Annotated in this window: 16 protein-coding genes and 1 tRNA gene; 6 read left to right on the plus strand and 11 right to left on the minus strand. The window is 50.4% G+C overall.

The genetic code is table 11. The features are described from left to right. Both fadJ and fadI read right to left on the minus strand, forming a co-directional pair. The coding region (gene fadJ / locus HOK28_05370) for a fatty acid oxidation complex subunit alpha FadJ (GenBank protein ID MBT6432501.1) at positions 1-1,225 on the minus strand (1,225 nt) is incomplete at its 3' end. A 33-nt stretch (positions 1,226-1,258) separates the two neighbouring features. Next, positions 1,259-2,572 carry an acetyl-CoA C-acyltransferase FadI gene (fadI, locus tag HOK28_05375; protein MBT6432502.1) on the minus strand — a complete coding sequence of 438 codons (1,314 nt, stop codon included), beginning with the start codon at positions 2,570-2,572 and terminating at the stop codon, positions 1,259-1,261. Between the two features lie 161 nt (positions 2,573-2,733). On the opposite strand from fadI, the gene HOK28_05380 reads away from it, so the two are divergent. Together HOK28_05380 and HOK28_05385 are read left to right on the plus strand one after the other, a co-directional pair. After that, on the plus strand, positions 2,734-4,575 hold the full coding sequence (locus tag HOK28_05380) for a sulfatase (protein ID MBT6432503.1): 1,842 nt from the start codon (positions 2,734-2,736) through the stop codon (positions 4,573-4,575). Continuing rightward, positions 4,572-6,248 (plus strand): hypothetical protein, encoded by a 1,677-nt coding sequence (locus HOK28_05385; protein ID MBT6432504.1) that lies wholly within the window; start codon positions 4,572-4,574, stop codon positions 6,246-6,248. Before HOK28_05380 ends, HOK28_05385 begins: the two co-directional genes overlap by 4 nt. 13 nt (positions 6,249-6,261) lie before the next feature. Here HOK28_05385 and HOK28_05390 read toward each other — a convergent pair whose 3' ends face one another. Next, on the minus strand, positions 6,262-7,701 hold the full coding sequence (locus HOK28_05390) for a sulfatase (GenBank protein MBT6432505.1): 1,440 nt from the start codon (positions 7,699-7,701) through the stop codon (positions 6,262-6,264). Positions 7,702-7,829: 128 nt separating this feature from the next. On the opposite strand from HOK28_05390, the gene HOK28_05395 reads away from it, so the two are divergent. Further along, positions 7,830-9,857 (plus strand): hypothetical protein, encoded by a 2,028-nt coding sequence (locus HOK28_05395; GenBank protein ID MBT6432506.1) that lies wholly within the window; start codon positions 7,830-7,832, stop codon positions 9,855-9,857. Positions 9,858-9,861: 4 nt separating this feature from the next. On the opposite strand, the gene HOK28_05400 is transcribed toward HOK28_05395, so the two are convergent. The 8 genes from HOK28_05400 to rpmF form a co-directional block, all read right to left on the minus strand. After that, positions 9,862-10,371 carry a response regulator gene (locus HOK28_05400; protein ID MBT6432507.1) on the minus strand — a complete coding sequence of 170 codons (510 nt, stop codon included), beginning with the start codon at positions 10,369-10,371 and terminating at the stop codon, positions 9,862-9,864. After that, positions 10,364-11,806, minus strand: coding sequence for a HAMP domain-containing histidine kinase (locus HOK28_05405; protein MBT6432508.1), 1,443 nt, complete (start codon positions 11,804-11,806; stop codon positions 10,364-10,366). The genes HOK28_05400 and HOK28_05405 overlap by 8 nt, the downstream gene beginning before the upstream one ends. Then, complete coding sequence (locus tag HOK28_05410) at positions 11,803-12,414, minus strand: chemotaxis protein CheC (GenBank protein ID MBT6432509.1); 612 nt, start codon at positions 12,412-12,414, stop codon at positions 11,803-11,805. Before HOK28_05410 ends, HOK28_05405 begins: the two co-directional genes overlap by 4 nt. Next, a complete protein-coding gene (locus HOK28_05415; protein MBT6432510.1) occupies positions 12,411-12,779 on the minus strand; it encodes a response regulator in 369 nt (122 codons plus the stop codon). Before HOK28_05415 ends, HOK28_05410 begins: the two co-directional genes overlap by 4 nt. A 145-nt stretch (positions 12,780-12,924) precedes the next feature. After that, positions 12,925-12,999 (minus strand) — tRNA-Val (locus HOK28_05420). 10 nt (positions 13,000-13,009) lie between these two features. Next, entirely contained in the window at positions 13,010-14,080 is a 1,071-nt protein-coding gene (locus HOK28_05425) for a hypothetical protein (protein MBT6432511.1), read from the minus strand. Between the two features lie 102 nt (positions 14,081-14,182). Beyond that, complete coding sequence (locus tag HOK28_05430) at positions 14,183-14,983, minus strand: hypothetical protein (protein ID MBT6432512.1); 801 nt, start codon at positions 14,981-14,983, stop codon at positions 14,183-14,185. Positions 14,984-15,200: 217 nt separating this feature from the next. After that, positions 15,201-15,398 (minus strand): 50S ribosomal protein L32, encoded by a 198-nt coding sequence (rpmF, locus tag HOK28_05435; GenBank protein ID MBT6432513.1) that lies wholly within the window; start codon positions 15,396-15,398, stop codon positions 15,201-15,203. Between the two features lie 265 nt (positions 15,399-15,663). Here rpmF and tilS point away from each other — a divergent pair, with 265 nt between their 5' ends. The 3 genes from tilS to HOK28_05450 all read left to right on the plus strand — a co-directional run. Further along, on the plus strand, positions 15,664-17,004 hold the full coding sequence (gene tilS, locus HOK28_05440) for a tRNA lysidine(34) synthetase TilS (GenBank protein MBT6432514.1): 1,341 nt from the start codon (positions 15,664-15,666) through the stop codon (positions 17,002-17,004). A gap of 72 nt (positions 17,005-17,076) precedes the next feature. Continuing rightward, entirely contained in the window at positions 17,077-18,993 is a 1,917-nt protein-coding gene (locus HOK28_05445) for an ATP-dependent metallopeptidase FtsH/Yme1/Tma family protein (GenBank protein ID MBT6432515.1), read from the plus strand. A gap of 15 nt (positions 18,994-19,008) precedes the next feature. Continuing rightward, a partial coding sequence (locus HOK28_05450) for a dihydropteroate synthase (GenBank protein ID MBT6432516.1) occupies positions 19,009-19,253 on the plus strand: 245 nt, incomplete at its 3' end.

The following is a 19,253-nucleotide window of genomic DNA, read 5'->3' on the forward strand; positions in this document are numbered from 1 at the left end:
CGAATACAGCTTCAATCACCAGGTCCAGCGATTTGAATCCGCTCAAGTTGGTGCAACCGGTGACCATGTTCATGATCCGCTTCACTTCATGCCCAGTACGAATCTTACGCTTCTGGTCTTTGGCGAGTAGCTTGTGAACATAATCAAAACCACGGCCCACGCCTTTCGCATCAACTTCTTTAATACGAACAGGTGTCTTGGCTTTCATGGTTGAGATGGCCGCGATTCCGGCGCCCATCAGGCCTCCGCCCAGCACACCCACCCGCTTCACAGGCTTAGGCTCTACGCTCTTAGCGGAGACACCTGATTCTTTCTTGAGTTCTTGAGTGGCGAAGAAGATACCGCGCATGGCAGCACTCTCATTCGACATCACAAGTTCGCCAAAATACTGGGCCTCAGCCGCGTATCCTGCTTCCGGTCCTGCCTCTACGCCCGCTTTCACAGCTTCGATGATTCGTTCGGTGGCTGGGTAGCGCCCACGAGTTTTCTTGAAGACACTCTCTCGAGCCTGCTTAAACAATACGAGGCGTCCAACCGGGTTTCCTTCAAGGGCGAAATCCTTCACCATGTCTCCGCCGGCTTTAGTTTTGACGGCAACTTTACCCTCGAGCGCACGCTTTTTCGCTACATCGAGTAAGATTCCAGCGGGAACCACCTCGTCGGCGAGCCCAAGCTTCTTGGCCTTCTTAGCGCGGATATTTTTGCCCGTTAGCATCATATCGAGCGCGTCAACGATACCAACAAGTGCCGGCAAACGCTGTGTGCCGCCAGCTCCAGGTAAAAGACCCAATTTAACTTCAGGCAGTGAGAGAACTGTTTTAGGCGAATCACTAACAATGCGCATGCTGCAAGCGAGGGCCAATTCCAGACCACCACCCATCGCAGGGCCATCAATAGCCGCTACAACCGGCTTGCCGTGCTCCGTCCAAATTTTCTCTAGCCGCTCCATGCCTTTTTGGCCCTGAGTCGACATCTCTGCCGCATCTTGTGCGGACGTAGCGCCTGAAATCATGCCAATGTCAGCGCCTGCGATGAAGCTGCCCTTTTTTGCCGAGCCGATAACAGCACCTACAATTTTCGGGTCTGATTCAATCTTGGCTACAATTTTCTCCAAATCACCAGAAACCTGGGTGGAGATGGTGTTCATCGACTGGTTTTGCACATCCATGAGCACAATCGCGATGCCGTCTTCGTCAACGTTAAATTGAAAATGGTCGAGTTCCATCAGTTCCTCTTTTCTTAAACCTTAGAGTCGTTTTTAGTCGCGTTCGATAATAACAGCGGCACCGATGCCACCCGCAGCACACTGCGTGATTAAGGCAGTACCGCTTCCACGGCGTCGAAGTTCGTGAGCCATTGAGAGAACCTGTCGACCACCGGTCGCAGCAAATGGGTGTCCCAAAGCCAAAGATCCGCCCAAGACATTCAACTTCTCCGGCGCTATGGCTCCAATAGCCTTAGAACGACCTAAATGTTCGCTGGCGAAAGACTCAGATGCGAAAGCATCCATATTGGAGACCATCTGAGCCGCGAATGCCTCATGCATATCGACCAGATCGATGTCCGCTAGCTCCATCCCTGCGCGGTCAAGCGCCAAAGGCGACGCGAAAGATGGGCCCATTAGTAACTGCCAGCCTGGATCAAGCGCGGCAAATCCCCAGCTCTTCACATAAGCCAACGGCTCATAACCTAAGGCTTTGGCTTTGGCCTCACTCATGACCAAAAGCGCTGATGCACCGTCGGTAAGGGCTGAGCTATTACCGGCAGTAATCGTACCGTACTTACGGTCGAAGGCTGGTCGAAGCTTTGACAGCTTTTCGTATGTGGTATCTGCCCGCAATAGATTGTCACGCTGAACCGATTGTTCGTATGAGTCTCCAACCAGCATTTCCATGACTTCATTGTCGTAAACCCCCGCATCCCAGGCCTTTGCGGCGTTTTGATGCGAAGTCTCGGCCAAACGGTCTTGTGATTCACGGGTTACACCGTTGGCTTTAGCCATAACCTCAGCGGCCTGCCCCATGGTTAAACCTGTCGAAAACTCTGCAATCGCAGGAGGCTTCGGAACGAGGTCTTTAAGCTTAAGCTTGCTAAATGCCTTAGCCTTCGACATGCCATCCTTGGCACCGTTGGCTTCCATGATGATTTTAATGAAACGGTCGCTCAGGGTGATAGGAGGCTTCGACAAACTCTCAACACCACCACAAATCGTCACATCCGTATCGCCTGCTTCGATCGACATCGCCGCACTTACCAGTGCCTGAGTGCCCGTCGCGCAAGCGCGGCTTACTGAATAGGCGTCCACTGAGCGCGGAAGCGCCGTAGCCAATACAATCTCACGCGCGATATTCGGGGCTTCAACCGCTGCTACGACCTGGCCATAAATGACTTGATCGACTTCATCACGGTCTAAATTACTCCTGGATATCAGTTCGGTCACCACTTGAGATGCTAAATCCAATCCCGTGAGGTCTTTAAAGACTCCATTGGACTTAACGAACGGTGTTCTCAGGCCGGATACAATACAAGCTCTTCGTCCTGCGCGTGGTTTTAAACGCTTCTTCGCTACCATGTTTTCTCCTTAGCGGCGCCGGTCACTTAAAACTGTGAACTCTCTGCGGCCGAGGGCAGGATCAACAACACGACGCGTCATGTCAATAGTCTCAGAGTGACTTTCCATCCGGAAATTGAGTATTTGCGAAAAATCTCAAGATTGGTAAGTAACGAAACGCAATGAGTTCAAAGACACCTCAAACAATCGCTTTTGCCATGGGCACCACCGCAGGTGGTATGATCACAGGTCTCGCAGAGGCACTGTATCGTGACGCCTCCCTTATATACGCCATGTTCTTCTACGGAGCATTGTGTGCGATGGGAGGATTGTTTGCTCTACCTGCCTTGCAGCTGTGGCCGAAATCCAAACGCCCTCAGCGCTTAGGCACCTTGGGAGCTTCCCTCACTTTATTCGCAACCACTTTGGTCATCGGACGGTTCCTGGTCTTACGAGACTTCTTCGCGGAATCCTCTAGCGCCCAGTTACCTGCTACAGGTATCGCCGCCGTGATGGCCGTAGCCGTCGCTTTGGCTGTCTACTCAACCGGCAAAGCATTCGGTCAGAACTTTCGTTCCGAAAGACTTAACGGCGCACCATCATGGGGATTTATTGGCACCGTACTCATTGTGTTTGCGCTCCTCGCCTCACAATCAAGTTCATCCACCTACGTCGCAAGCACTGAATCGCAAATTGAGATATCAGACTCTAGAGGCGTGATATTGGTGGTGGCCGACGCATTAAGGGCCGATGCTCTTTCAACCTACGGCGCAAAAATTCACAGAGGCCAGCCTCCAACACCCAGCATTGACAAGTGGTCCAAAACATCTGTTGTTTTTGACGACATGAGCGCGCAGGCATCTTGGACCAAGCCCACAATGGCGAGCGTTATGACATCTCGCCATGTTCCCGGTCACCAGACTATGCTCAAAACCGATGTCGTACCGGACACACTCCCGACACTCGCGGAAGTGTTAACCTCCGGTAAAGTGGATACGGCCGCAGTTGTTACAAACTACAACCTAGAGCCTAGCTACGGTTTCTCTGCAGGCTTTAAAAATTATCGCTATTTGGCTCCAGATCGCTATTTGGGAGCACCGGAAGATGCGAACCGCTTAGTCGCCTATAACGTCTACCGGTTGCTTCACGAACGCTACATGTCCACTTCGCGGGAGCCGCGTTTCTTTTATCAAGAAGGCAAGAGCGTAAACCAAGAAGCATTCGCCTTCCTTGACCAAAAACGCACCCAACCCTTCTTTCTCTGGCTGCATTATATGGAACCACACGACCCCTTCTTTGCAAACGATGGGCAAAGTTATGCGCGTGTGGCAAGCCCGAATCCACCCGCCAGTATGGCAGAGATTTTTCACGACGCTTACCTCGACGATGTTCAGCGTTTTGATCAAAGTTTCGCTCAGCTTCTCTTAGGTCTTGAGCAACGCGGACTGCTTGATAAAATTCATATCGTACTCACTTCGGACCATGGTGAAGAATTTGGTGAACACGGTGGTTACTATCATGGTCAAACGCTTTACGAAGAAATGCTCAACATCCCATTGGTCATCAGCGGACCAGCAGTTACTCCGGCAAGACGCTCAGACATTGCACGGCAAGTGGATATTGCTCCGACCATTGCAAGCCTATTTGGAATCAAGGCGGATCCAAGCTGGGAAGGTCGTAACCTCCTGGGTGACACAGCCGCTCCGACCCATACATTTGCGAGCCAAAACCATCAGGGTCAAATTCTTGAATCAGCTCGCCAAAATCATCCGCAAGACATGAAGCTCATTCAAGCCAATGCCGACAACCCTCGTGGTCTCCTCGTGAAAGAGCTTTATAATCTTGGCTCTGACTCCGAAGAGAAGAATCCAATCCAGGATACACAACCCATTGTTGTGCAAACGCTAGAGAATGAATTGAAGCTTCATCAAGAACGCTCGAAAACCGGTGGTGCGAGTCGTCAGAAGAAAGAAATGAATCTGGAAGATGAAGCCGAGCTTCGAGCTCTTGGTTATATCGAGTGACAGGTGCCGCTCACCCCCTCATCGTCGTCGGATTAGATGGGGCCACATTTAATATCATTAAACCGCTTCTTCAGGACGACCAGCTTCCCAATATCAAACGCATCATGGAGTCCGGGCTATCGACCGAGCTTGAGTCGACCCAACCTACCGCAACGCTGCCCGCTTGGAGTTCCTTTCTAACAGGCGCCAACCCAGGTACACATGGAATCATTGATATGTTTCGCCATGTACCTGGGACGTATGACCTAACCGGGTTTCACGGCGGTGACCGACTCATCCCTACCTGCCTACAACACCTATCCAATCGCGGCTACCGAGTTGCTTCGGTGGGTATCCCTGGAACCTTTCCACCCGAAAAAATAAATGGTGTTTGCATCTCCGGGTTCGATGCTCCAGGCGGCGACAGGGTTGGAGATGAAGGAATATGGCCGGAGAGTTTAAGGCCGTTAGTCCAGCAGCTTGGCGGTTGGAGACTTGGCGTTTTTAACGAGCACAGCAGAGACCCAAAACGCTTAGAAAAAGCGGCTCAACGCCTCCTCGATGATATCGGCGCTAAAGAAAAACTACTTCAAACGATTTACCGTCAAGAGCCATGGGACCTCTTTATGTTCCACCTCCAGGCATCAGACACCGCGAGCCACCACGCTTGGCACACCTGGGATATGGCGAGCCCCCGAGCCTGCTCTAAAAACGCAACCGATACGCTTCCCTCAATCTACCGGCGCCTTGACGAACTCATTGGATGGTTTGACCGAGAAAGACCTAAGAACAGTCGGATCCTCATTGTAAGCGATCATGGTTTCGGAGGAGCGTCCGATTATGCGATTCACCTTAATCGCTGGCTCGAGACTAAAGGCCACCTCAAATTCAGTGCTGAGAAAAAATCCAAAACTCAAAATTCGATTTCAAAAGTGGGACACAACCTACTCCAGCATCTCCCACATGCAGCCGTTAAACGAGCAGTCGACTCGTTGCCTATGAAGCTTAAGTCAAAGATTCTTACGGCTGTGCGCGGAGGCCAAATCGACCATAAACAATCCGACGTTTTCTCAGACGAACTTGATTACGCACCCACTCTCTGGATGCACAGAAAGTCTAGATTCGAAAACGGCACGCTCACAGACCAAGAAGCCGACTCTTTACGAGACCAACTGGCCAAAGAGGTTCTTAGTATCTGTCATCCCGAAACAGGAGAGCCCTTCATCGCCAAGGCTCACCGAAAAGACGAGGTTCTGAATGGGCCGGCAGCCGATGACGCGCCCGACTTAATACTCGAGCCCGCTTGGCCGAGTAATTATCGGGCATCTTTTCTAAGATCTGTTGGACCGGGCCCAGTCGTTCGTCGCATGTCAAAAGAGGAATACGCCGCACCTAAGGGAAGCGGCATGCCCGGCGTTCATCATAAGAATGGAGTCTGGATAGCATCTGGCACGGGGCTTCAACACAAGAAACTTCCGCTCCTAACCATCGAAGAGGCCGGCTCTCTGATTTACGCACTCATGGGTGAACCCATCCCTCAAGCCACTCAGGCTAACCCTCCGATTTGGATGCAAGGGATCTTGGCCTTTGAGCGCAGCGACCAAGAAGATGAGTTCAATCGACTCTCCGAAAACGAAAGCATTCAGAACTCAAGTGTGCTGAGCCGTTTACACGCGATGGGTTATCTGGACTAAAAAAGATACGGACTCAATCAACATAGCCCATGGTCTTCAAGTCTTTCAGTGTCTCTGCATCGACTGCTGTAGCCGGAACCGAAGGCTTGGAAGGCCTACCCGCTCGATAACTTCGTATTTCTTTTAAAAGCTTGGACAAATGACCGAACTGCGCGGGTTTCTCATTATAGAGGCAGTTTTTCTCAAATGGGTCGCGAGACAAATCGTACATTCTAACCCATTCTTTATCGAACGAGACAGAAGGTAAAAGCGAACGGTTGCCAACAGTTGAGCGAAACTCTTTCTCGTCAACAGGGGCAGAATAAATAACCTTGCCGGTATAAGAGCGAACCGTGGCTCGATGAATACCAAAGTGGTTGAACTCTGTAACGATTCTTCTGTGTGGATCGTTGGCAGACGGATTTTCTAAGGAGTGAATAATATCAACACCTGGTAGCTTTGTAAGCGGCGCAACCTGATACCAGCCCAAAACTGTCGGCATCAAATCGGTGCTATCGAAAAGGTAATGATTGTATCCAGCCTTCTTTGAAATAGATGGCGGCTTTATAATCAAAGGAGCGCGTATGATTTCATCGTAGAGGTGATGGCTGTGCATGAACACACCATGCTCACCGAATGCTTCACCGTGGTCAGATGTTACGATTATCGTGGACTTGTCGTAGAGCCCCATCTTCTTTAATTTGGAAAAAAGCTTACCCAGAGTTTCGTCCACATAACGTACCGAGCCGTCGTAGGTTGCCTTCATCCGCTCGACTTCAGCTTTTGAGTAATTACCCTTTTCCCAGTGGGGTGTGCGAATAAGCCGAACAGACTTATCCTTAACGAAGTAGTTTTCGTATGGGCCTGGAGCGCCATACGGGTCGTGAGGGTCGACCATAAAGAGCATTAGGAAAAACGGGTCATTTTGGTTTTTTTCAATGAAAGGCAGTCCAAGGTCTACAACATTCTGAGCCGTGGGCAGCCCCTTCCAATGTTTCACAGTATCCGCGTAATAAGTAAAACCACGGTCCAGGCCATACACACTGCCTGCATTCCCATTCCCCACTACAGCTCCCGCTGGAATTCCATTGGCAGCAAGCGTTTGCGCCAGTGTCGGAATGTCGTGAGCTAACCGGTCGACTTGCTTCTCTACCCGGTGAGCGACCGGCGGCAATCCGGTAAGCATCGTAGTTGAAGTTGGTCGAGTCCAATTACCGTTAACATAGTAATTGGTAAAGATGACGCCATCGTCCGCGAGCTTACTGAGGTGTGGTGTGGTCTCCCGCTCAAATCCGTACGTACTCATGCGGTCGGGCCGCATGGCATCGACTACCACAAGGATGACCGGACCGCCCTCACCCGAAACTTTTACGTTTTCGACGCGAGTTCGAGTTAGGTCAGGAAAATAGCCGTCAGAGTGATCGGGAATCGCCGATGTCAACGTCGCAGCGAGAAACAACCATTGCATTACCATGATACGGATTCATCACAGGCACTCTAATCTGTCAATCACCTTAAAGAGCAGAACATCCCTAAATTTTGAGGGGCTAGCCACAAACCGCTTTATTCGGCATTCTATCCATCCGACGAAGGGGAAATTAAATGCGATTACAGAAGACAATCTTCGCTCTTTGGATATTGATGGCCACTCTGACCGCCTGCCAGAACAATGTTGTATGCCCCGAGCAGAACAGTCCCAATATTAGCTTTAAACCAGGCGAAGCCGGTGAGCGCTGGCTCGCGATGCCTTTCCCCCTCGACAATCGGGATGATGTTTCCGACAAAGAATGGGACCTTTACCCTAACCCGTTCAACGTTGGTTTGGTGGATGACTATATTAAAGTTGTCACCCGTGACATCGACGGATTCAGCCTAAATGGCGCAGTGTACTTCGAGTTGTCCGAAACACTGGATACATCCGGTTTGCCAGCAGCTCATGCTTCGGCGCCACATGAATCGCTCACCCTCGTCGATATTGACCCTGACTCTCCAGAATATGGACGTTCCTACCCTGTACGCTGGGAATATTGGGCGCAAAGCACCTCTTACGTGCCTGCGAATACACTGGCGGTCGCTCCGCATTGGGGATTTCCTCTTCAAGAGTCCACAACCTACGCGATTATTCTGAAGTCCGGTCTTCAAACGACAAACGCCCAGCCCCTGCAGGCTGATGCCGCACTGGGAGCGCTGCTTTCATCCGCTGGCGCGACAGGCTGCGGGCAATCGATGCCATCAAGCACCTATGAAAGACTGGACAACTCTTTTTCAAAACTCAGACTTTATCTTCAAGACCAAGCCATCGATCCTGCAACGGTTGTTGGAGCATCTGTCTTCACGACACAAGCTACGACCAGTCAGCTTAAATCGATTTATGAGCAAGTCCAACAAGCTCCAGCGCCAAGCTACCGCCCAGATGATTGGCAAGCCATGACTGACGCCGGAGAACTCTTCGAGGCAAAAAGCTTCAAATGGACCAGCAACGAAACCACTGAGTTCTATCTCATGGAAGGCAAGATTACCGTACCGAACTACCAAGTGGGTGATGTTCCGTACAACCGAGATGGCGAACTTCAGTTTACCGATGGAGTTCCTTCTGTGGTACGTGACGAAGACATTAGATTCACCTTATCCATCCCCAAGACACAACCTGTTGGCAGCGATGGATGTTTTCCAATTACCGAGTATGCTCACGGTACGGGCGGAAGCGCCTACTCTATGGTTTCGGAAACCGCCGGCCGTCTGGCAGCACGGGGCATTGCCGCCATTGGCATAGACATGCCGCTTCACGGACCACGCAGTGAAGGGAATTCCTTCGACGTTAATATCGCCAGCTTCAATTTCGTTAATCCTGATGCGGCGCGCTCGATGTTCCGTCAAGCCGCTATCGACACCTGGGCACTCACACAATTTGTAACCAATAATCTCGAGGTTGATGAAGCAAGCAGTCCCACCGGAGAGCCTATTTGTTTTTCCACCGACAAGGTGGGGTTTTTCGGTCACTCGCAGGGTGGAATCTCTGGCGCCATAGCCTTAGCTTTTGATGAAGACATTAGCTCTTGGGTTCTTTCAGGAGCTGGCGGTGGACTCAGCATCACCGTTCTTGAACGTAAGGACCCCGTGGATTTCGAGGAACTTATTCGGTTTTTCACAGAGTTACCTGAAACAGAAACGTTAAGTGAACTTCATCCGCTCATCACATTGATCCAAACGGCCGTCGACATCACCGATCCAATCAACTACGCACCCAGCTGGAACCCGAGACGCGAGAGCCCTGCCCCCAACATATTGGTCACATCAGGTTGCTACGATGAACAAACTCCGCACTTCAGTGCCTCGGCTATGGCAGTCGCTGGTCGTATTCCACTGGTTGAACCTGCTGCAATGGAAACGCAACTCTATTCTCTCGCGAACCTACCCTACATCAGTGCGCCGGTGCGTTCGAACTTAGAAGGAAGCAACACAGGCGGATTTCTCCAATGGTGCGGGAGTATTCTCCAACCGAGTCAAAGCAATCATTTTGTAGTTTTTAATCGGCCGGAAGCTATCCATGCTACTATGGAATTTCTTCACACGGGACTTCAAAGTAATCAGGCAATTATAGAGCGGAAACCAGGCGCAGATGTTCGATAAGAACTCACCAACCTTTTCGCTTACGTAAAGACTCCATCTCGCCCTTAACCTTACGCAGTTGATCTACAAGACTTCGCTTAGAGTTTACTCGGTCTCGAAATGCAACAGCCTTCCCAACCATATCCATCAGCTCAGTCAGATCTCCACTCTTCGTCATATACCCAAAAGGACGATACTCGTTCATGATCACAAAGGGATCCTCGAGGTCCTGATAAGCTGAGTTGAAGATAATAGGTAAATCGGCATCTCGTTTACGAATTTCTTTATAAGTCCAAAAGCCATCTTTATCGGGCATTTTAATATCTAAAATAACACAGGAGGTGTCCTGCTTCACATTCTCAACACCAGCGCTTCCACTGCTATAAACATCAACACGATATTTTTTCTCAAGAGCGTATCGAAGAGACATTCTCTGTGTCGCATCATCGTCAATCACGATTACTAACGGCGCATTCGGATCTTGTTCGGACTCGGTCGTTTCATCCTCGCCCAATAAGCGGTCAATATCATCCATCAACACTCTCCTCCGCATCGCCTAAAGACGCACCCTCGGCCTGCTCTTCAATTCCGTTTTCATCTCCCGATAAAAATTGGAAGTCTAGAGTAAACGTGGTGCCCTCACCTACAACGCTATCCACACTAATTGTACCATTATACAGATTCACAAGCTTCTTAACCATACCCAAACCAAGCCCTGTGCCTGTCTCAGGTTTCGTCGAAAAGAAGGCTTTAAATATTTTCGGTCGATGTTCCTCAGGAATACCGACCCCATTATCCGAAACCACCACACGCCAAAAATTCTCGTGTGACTCGATAATTAAGCCTACTCGTCCACCTTCATCACCACCAAAACGTTCGAAGACTGCATCCCGTGCGTTCTGTACTAAGTTTTTGATAATCGAATAATACTGCAGGTTATCACCCTGAACGACCAAGTCTTCCGGGACATCGATGAGTAGGCCGACGTGACCTGAACCAAAGTCCACTTCCGAGTCATCCATAACTGCGGCAATCAGCTCCGACACGGAAACACGCTCCATGCCTTTAAGCGAATGTCCCATTTTGGAATACTGCATAATTTGCTTTGTAATCATCAGCGCGCGCTCTGTAGCACCATGCACACTGTTGAGTACGTGCTCGATGTTTTTTTCGTTCTTGTTGATTGCACGAAGCGCACCGCCAAGCTCGGTAATTTGTTCCTTGGAGATCCCCCAGCCGCTGACCATCTTATGAATCGACACCAAAGTTTCTCGTGTCTTTTGCGGAATGCTATTGGCGGCCTCTTTGGACTCCAGCCCCAGCGAACCCATCAGCAACAAATTTCCACCCGATAAAGCATTACGCATCTCGTGCGCAAAGCCGCCGGCCATAGCTGCTTCAGTTGATTCGCGCTCAAGAGCAATTGCACGCTCGGCTTCTTTACGTTCTGCCTCTAAAAGCATCTGCTGAGCTAACTTCAGTTCATGGGCTTGCTTTCGCAACATTTCCTCTCGAACCACTGCAGGGGTTACGTCTGAAATCTGCACTAAACAGTGCCTCTCCACGCCTGGGATTCTAGTCGGTTTGATGACGATAATTTGCCGCATCAATTCTTCAGAATGACGAAATGGACGGTAAAGAGGAAACTGCGCCTTGTTAAGCGTATGGGAAAGAAGTGCTGGCATACCGTGCTTTAGAGCCGACTGAATAGCCTTCCAAACACGTGTTTCAGCAATCGTTGGAAATACTTCCGGAAGCTCACGACCGACCGCATCTTTTGATGCAACCCTCGATGCCTTGGACATCCAAGCGTTCCACATAATAATGCGACCACTCTTGTCCAGAACCATCAGTCCGGACTCAATATCGGCGAAGCAAACACTTGCCAATTCACCTACTGCAACCGAGTTCACCTTAGCCTCGGGAGCACCTTTTTTTTCAGATGCCTTGTTTACTTCTTTTTCTGTCATCGATTTAAGAAGTCCTCTACATGCCTTAAAAAGGCCTCTAATGCGTTGCCGTCCAAGACAAATGCTAGGTAACCTTTGATATCACGCTCCTCAATCGTGAAAACCATTCGCAACACCAAAACCAAAGGCTCATCACCATCTACCGGTGGTAGGAATACCTTTCGCAAATCGCTTTGAATAAAGTCTGGCAGCGCACACTCTGTTTCTACGCCAAAGCTATTGGCCAAACCGCCGATGCACGCATTGAGAATAACGTTCCCAATTTCGGTCAGAGCCTCTTGTTCCAGTTCACCCATGGAGTCTAGGGCAACAGTGCCCTGCATAACCTCACGAACAATATCCATAGAGCGCGCTTCGGGGAAAATAAGCAGAGCATCCCCCCAAAACGGGCCGTCGAAACGTTGTCGTAATACGGTGACGCGGTCACCAAACTCATCTCCCAGAGAAGACGTTAGCTCAGATCGCGGGACAAAATCCAAGTGCGGAACAGTCAGACCAACCTCCTGGTCGACCATCTCACTGAGAGCTGCAGCTGCCCGTCCTACACCGATATTTAAAAGCTCGGTGATAGCATCACGCTGAAGTTCACTCAGCTCGGGTTCTTTCATTCAGCACACGTCTTTAGGAAATCGACGATTTTATCTTCGGTGATCGGCTTTGCGATAAATTCTACGCCAAGGGCGCTGGCTTTCTCGCGAACCGCAGACTGGATATTCGCTGTAACCAAAGCAATTTGGATATTGGCGTAAACATCTTTCAATGACTTAGCGAGAGCAAGTCCATTGATCCCACCAGGCATGTTTAGGTCTAAAAGCGCAATATCAACCTGCTTGCCTTCAACAGCAGAGAGCGCATCGTGGCCATTACTGGCCTCTAATACGTTCCAATGCGAGAAGGTTCCTTGAACCGCTTTACGCATAAACATTCGAGAAATAAGACTGTCATCAACGATGAGGATGGTTTTATCAGACAAAGGGTCCCCCAAAGGTTCAGCCAAATATTCGTGGCCACTTTGAAAGCGTACTACCTGCCCCGGGGACGGTGCAAGCTGTTGTTTTGTCGATTTTTTTTTGTAGCGAGAACTGAGGGAAGCGGTGAGGAACGGTCGAGAGTTGAGATGGTGGGCGAAGAGGGATTTGAACCCCCGGCATCCGCCTTGTAAGGGCGGCGCTCTACCGCTGAGCTATTCGCCCGACCGTTCTCTTATACCTCTTGAAAGAGGTAAGGACGTAGACAATCTATTCGTTCATCTACTGTTTCAGGATCTAGATACCACAAGGTAGCCGCCACTGAAGTCAGCAGCGAATTACCATCTTGTGGAGTAAAACAAAAGCCCACAACCTCACGTTCGTTACGAATTGCGAGGGTCGGCGTACTTACGACCGTCTGGCTCAAAATTCGTCCATAGTGGCCATGCTCACGACCGAACGAAAAGACTGAGTTTGCGCTGGTTTTGATTGAAAGAGCAACGCGCTTGTTCTCTTCGAACCGCGCCAATAGGTCTTCCATCTCGATTTTATCAGCCAACGTGATGCTGAAATGCAGTGAGTGCATGTACTGAGTATTCAGCTTCACTGCGCTGGAGAAGAGATTCAAGTCTAACCCAAGTGTTTGGAATAGGTGGTAGGCATCTCTGGCATGGTGTGTGCCGAATTTCGCATCACCGTGTTTCCCAACCTGAGGTGCTGGTACGAAACTTCCGTCTTGAGAAATATCGTTTGAACGACGAAGGCACAGAAAACGCCCGTCTTCTACATTCAGGTCACCGTTGGCTTTACTGCCGATTGTTTTTAGCAGTGCAGCGATATTGTGCGTGTTGCAGCTTACAACATGAAGGAACTGATCTTTACCTGGCTCAAGGATGTGATCATTGATACCTCGCGCGTACATTTTGCCGAAGCCAAACTCAGAGCCCTGAGCAATAAAGCCGTTCACTCGATCGGCATACTTGCTGTAGAACTGCGCTTTGTTAGCAATACCCACACCGCTAGGCGTACAGTCGATAACAACGCTGGCTTGCTTGATCGCTTCTTCTGACTCGTAAGCCACTTCCATTCCGAGCTCTCGGAATGCATCCATTTTATCGTGATTTGCAGCAAGGAGTGCTCCGCGTCGGGCCAATTGCTTTAGCTTTGGGCTATCGCCGGCTCTGGGGGAGTTCTTGTGAAATGTCACCTCATCGATACCAAACGCTTCCTTGTTCTCTGATAAGAGCCCAATAAGTGGTTCACCAATGGTTCCGGTTCCTACAACGTGTACAATTTTCTTACTCATGCTGCGCCTCATGGTCACCCCATCGGTGGGTTTCGCTCCGATGGATAAAGCCTCGCTTTGGCCGAGTCCTTACACCCACCACCCAAGTCTTACAAGGTCAATCTACCCTTTTGGTCCCACCACACTGACGAGTCCTTCTTGCTCTAAGATCCAGTCAATCCCTCCCCGCTTGCCGCCAATTTCGGGTGGTGGCACGCCAATGGGAATTCCAAGCTTCATCGCAGTGCGTACTGTATGAAGTGTCCCGGAGCCTGTACCGGCTTCCGCGACCCATAACGCCTTGGAAAGTCCGGCAATAATCCGATTTCGAGTTGCATGATGGAGCGCATAGGTCGAAGCAAGAGGAGGATGTTCACTGACAATGGCTCCACCTTGTCGAACGATCTCGCCAAATAGAGTTTTGTTTTCTGCAGGGTAGGATCGGTCAACAGTCACACCGAGTACCACGATCCCCACACCCCCTGTTCCCCAAGTTACGCGGTGAGCCTCCGAATCAATACCCAAAGCGCCCCCTGAGACGACAGCTCTACCTAATGCGCAAGCTGATATAGCCCGTTGGCCCGCCCACCATAACGGGCCCTTGCCCGCGGTTCGTGAACCGACAATTGCATCGGCATCCCCGTATAACGCGGCGGCAGAACCTCTAACGTAAAGGCCAAGTGGTGGATTTTTCAATAGTTTTAGGGAGCCCGGTAAATCCCAGGGCGCTATCGTTTGAATTCCGAGCGTGAGAATAGCTTTGGCGCAGCGACCAGCCTTAACCAATACACTCCTTGGTAATGACGTCGTTAAGTCGAGTAAGACTTGCTCGGGTCTCGGGGACTCCAGGAGCCTCACAACCTCACAGCGTTTGGGCCTTGGTCCTAAGGATAATGCTGACAATGCTTGTACGAGGTCGTTCATGCCATTCATAGAGCACTGAACATGCCATGATGGTGACCTTGTAAATTATAGGTAATTAATAGAGAGGTGTCGCTGGGATTCCAAATTGACACGCGGCCCTTGCAACAACGCGACGTATTCGGCTGAGACCATAAAAAAAGGCCGTGATAACACGGCCTTTAATCGTTTCTAGTTCAGATTTAACCTTGGGAACGGGGTTAAATATCTAGAGCGTTACTCAAGCTTCTTCTTGAGACTGCACGCTACCAGCTACTCGTTCCTTGGAACGGTAGTAGCCGCAGCTATTGCATACACGGTGAAGCTTTGAAGGCTCACCACACTGAGCGCAGGTAACATACCCTGGCTTATCAAGTGCGTGGTGTGAACGGTGCATACCGGTTCGTGAATGTGACTTGCGTTTCTTTGGAACTGCCATGGTCTTTTACTCCTGAAGCGCTTCTAAGTCTGCCAAGTCGTTGACGAAACGCTTCCGTCCTAATGTTAGCGCCACCAAGGCGCCGTCGGTCGGTTTTCACCGGCCCTTCAGAGTCATCAATACCCGTGAAGGGTGCGCTACTTACGTCTCGCGCTGCCGTTTTGTCAACCAAATTAGTCGTTTTCTTCTGTTTTTCATCGATCTAACCCAGATAGCTCGCTCAGTTTTTCTTGTTTTTAGAAATAAATACGGTACTGAAGCCTATATGACCACCCTTTTGGCCAAACTACGTGAGCGCCTGCAGCACCTGCAGCCTGCAGACTCCACCCTCATTCTAGCCTGCAGCGGTGGCTCGGATTCCCAGGTCATGCTCGATTTAGTTGGTCAATTGAAGCTAAAAGGACAAATTGGTTCCGTCGTCGCAGTAGGCGTTGACCACGGTCTTAGACCTGAAGCGAAAAAAGAACTAGAGCTTGTGGGACAACTTGCTCAGACTTACGGTATTCCATTTAATATATTAACGATCAGCCTCCCCAGCCATGGTAACCTACTCGAAAATGCTCGAGAAGCACGCTATGCCGCTATTCGGCAGTTTGCTCAAGAATTCCCTCAACCGATTATTTCAACGGCCCATACCGCTACAGATCAATGTGAGACCCTGGTTCAGCGTTTATCCCGTGGAACAGGCTTACGGGGTGCGGGCGCAATCCGTGAACAACGGGGAGATATTATCCGTCCTCTACTGGGCATCACACGAGGGGAAGTCCTCGTCTATGCAAACTCGCGCTCGTTAAGCTTCGCCTCCGATCCCAGCAACCTCAACCGAGTTCGAACACGGACACGAATCCGCGAAGACGTGGTACCCGTTCTTTCCGAACTCAACCCAGAAGCCGAAAAACACTGGTCACGGTTTGCCGGCCGCTCAGCACGGGCCACAGACTTCCTGAACCGAATGGCTCAACCGTTGCTTGAGGAGGCAAAAGGCCAGCTGGACAGCCTGAATATCGAGGTGCTTCAAAAAGCGGATCCTTATTTACGCGAGTGGGCACTCTCAGCATGGCTCGAAATGCAAAATCTGCCGGTTGAAAATAGCTACATCGAACAACTTGGATACCTTCTCGGTACCCCGGGGAAGAAAATGACACTCGGCGGAAAAGTCATTTTGAACGAGGCCAATTACATTTGGGGCCCAGCCAAAAGTCCCCATATTCGGCAGCAATTGACGATTGGGGAGCAATTTAATGTCCCCGCGCTAGGTGGTTACCTAAAAACACACCTCGAAGGACCAAAAAAAACGCTAATTTCGCAGGTTAAGGGGCCTAGGCAGGTTGCATTCGACGCAGATCGACTCCATCTTGGGTTAGAAGTGAGGCCTTGGCAGGCGGGAGACCGCTTTGAACCATTTGGCCTTCAAGGTTCAGTAAAAATAGGCGATTTGTTTACAAACTTAAAGATACCAACCCCTTTGCGTGAGCATTGGCCCTTGGTTGTTTGTGGGGAAGAAATCATTTGGGTCGTTGGGTTGCGCAGAGGAGCTTTCGCACCTATGAGCAAGGCAACAACTCATGTATTATATGTAGAATACGTCGGTTCGCTCGTTCATTAAAAGCGGCGACGACAATGCTAGACCGATGGTGATGAAACCAGATTAGATTTCATCAGCCACGAGGAGAGACCCGTGCGGCAGAACCATAAAACTCTTATTCTTTGGGGCGTACTGTTCCTGATGTTTTACCTGATTTGGAACATCATGCAGCAAAACCAAGTCGAGCCGACTGAGATGCCCTTCTCCCAGTTCCTTACTGAGGTAGAGTCCGGCGCGCTGACCAATATAGCGGTGGAAATTAAAAACGAGACCGAATTTTCATGGGTCAAAGACGGAAACAAAAGCCAAGCGATTGGCAAGCTGACTGATTCTGTTATCGACAAAATGCAGAGCCAAAAGGTTGGGTTTAAGCTGGTGAGCGAAGAAGGCGGTGCCCTGTGGCAGTCTCTCCTCTTATCATGGCTCCCCATGGTGCTGGTTTTCCTCTTCCTCTTCTTCCTGATGCGACAACTGCAGTCCGGAGGCGGAAAAGCCATGAGCTTTGGTAAATCTAAGGCTCGCTTGGTCTCTGAAGCCGGTCCGAAGATTACCTTTAAAGACGTTGCCGGCGTTGAAGAAGCAAAAGAGGAACTCCGCGAGATTATCGATTTCTTGAAGGACCCGAAAAAGTTTACACGATTGGGCGGACGCATCCCCAAAGGCGTTCTTCTCATGGGACCTCCCGGAACGGGCAAAACCTTGCTCGCCCGCGGTGTAGCAGGTGAAGCGGGTGTTCCATTCTTTTCAATCAGTGGTTCAGACTTTGTAGAAATGTTTGTTGGTGTTGGTGCATCTCGTGTGCGTGACCTCTTTGAACAAAGCAAGAAGCAGGCTCCATGCATCATATTTATTGATGAGATCGATGCAGTCGGTCGCCACCGTGGTGCTGGATTAGGCGGTGGTCACGATGAACGCGAACAAACCTTGAACCAACTACTCGTAGAGATGGATGGTTTTGAATCCAATGAAGGTGTCATCTTAGTAGCGGCCACAAACCGCGCCGATGTACTCGACCCAGCTCTTCTGCGCCCTGGTCGCTTCGACCGGCGTGTAACCGTGCCAAACCCCGATCTCTCTGGCCGCGGGATGATTCTCAAGGTTCATACACGTAAAGTGCCTTTGGCTGCAGACGTCAACTTGGAGACACTTGCCAGAGGAACGCCCGGCTTTTCCGGAGCCGACCTAGCCAATATGGTCAACGAGGCTGCACTTATTGCTGCCAAGCTCAATAAGACCAAGGTGGAGCATCACGATTTTGAATCTGCAAAGGACAAAGTCATGATGGGTGCCGAACGTAAGAGCATGGTCCTCAGCAAGGCCGATCTGCGTAACACTGCCTATCACGAGGCCGGTCACGCTTTGCTTGCCCAGCTCGTTGAGCACTCAGACCCGGTGCATAAGGTAACCATTATTCCTCGTGGCCCGGCCCTTGGTTTAACACAGATGCTTCCTGAGAATGACCGCTATGGTTACTCTCGCAAGTGGGCTCTGGATCGAATCGTCGTCCTTTTCGGAGGCCGAATTGCTGAGGAAGTTGTGTTTGATGAAATCACAACGGGCGCAGGAAATGACTTCGACAAAGCCTCTGACTTGGCTCGGAAGATGGTTTGTAATTGGGGCATGAGCACAACGCTTGGACCCATCACCTTCGGCGAGGCACCATCCAATATCTTTTTGGGACGTGATATCGGTCAAGGCGCGAAATACAGCGGTGAAACAGCGAAGCTGATCGACGCTGAAGTCAAGGACATTCTGACGGCACAGTATAAGCGTGCATCAGAACTTCTTGTGAAAAACCGTGAAGGACTCAACAGAATTGCCGAGGCTCTCATTATATATGAGACCATCGATGGCAAAGAAGTAGACATGCTCATGGCTGGTGAAGAGATGACTCGAGAGCCACCGAAGGTTCGCATGACGACTCGTGAAGACCTCGAAGAGCGTCAACGTGAGAAAGAAAAGTCAGGACCCGATATCCTTGGGCCATTGGCAGGCGGCGCGAAAGCTTAATCGCCCGACCTTCCTATGACAGCTCCTCCTAATTCATTTGTGACTGGGCGTGGTACACGCCTGGATTTCACCTCTCCAATCTTGATGGGTATTCTGAACCTGACACCGGACTCCTTCTCGGATGGCGGCCAGTATTCCGATGTTGAATCCGTAATCAAACACGCCAAAAATCTTGTAGAGTCCGGCGCCACGATACTTGACCTCGGTGGTGAATCGAGCCGCCCCGGATCCGAGCCCGTTGCCCCCGAAGAAGAGTCCCG

Source organism: Deltaproteobacteria bacterium (assembly GCA_018668695.1).
Taxonomy (GTDB): Bacteria; Myxococcota; XYA12-FULL-58-9; order XYA12-FULL-58-9; family JABJBS01; genus JABJBS01.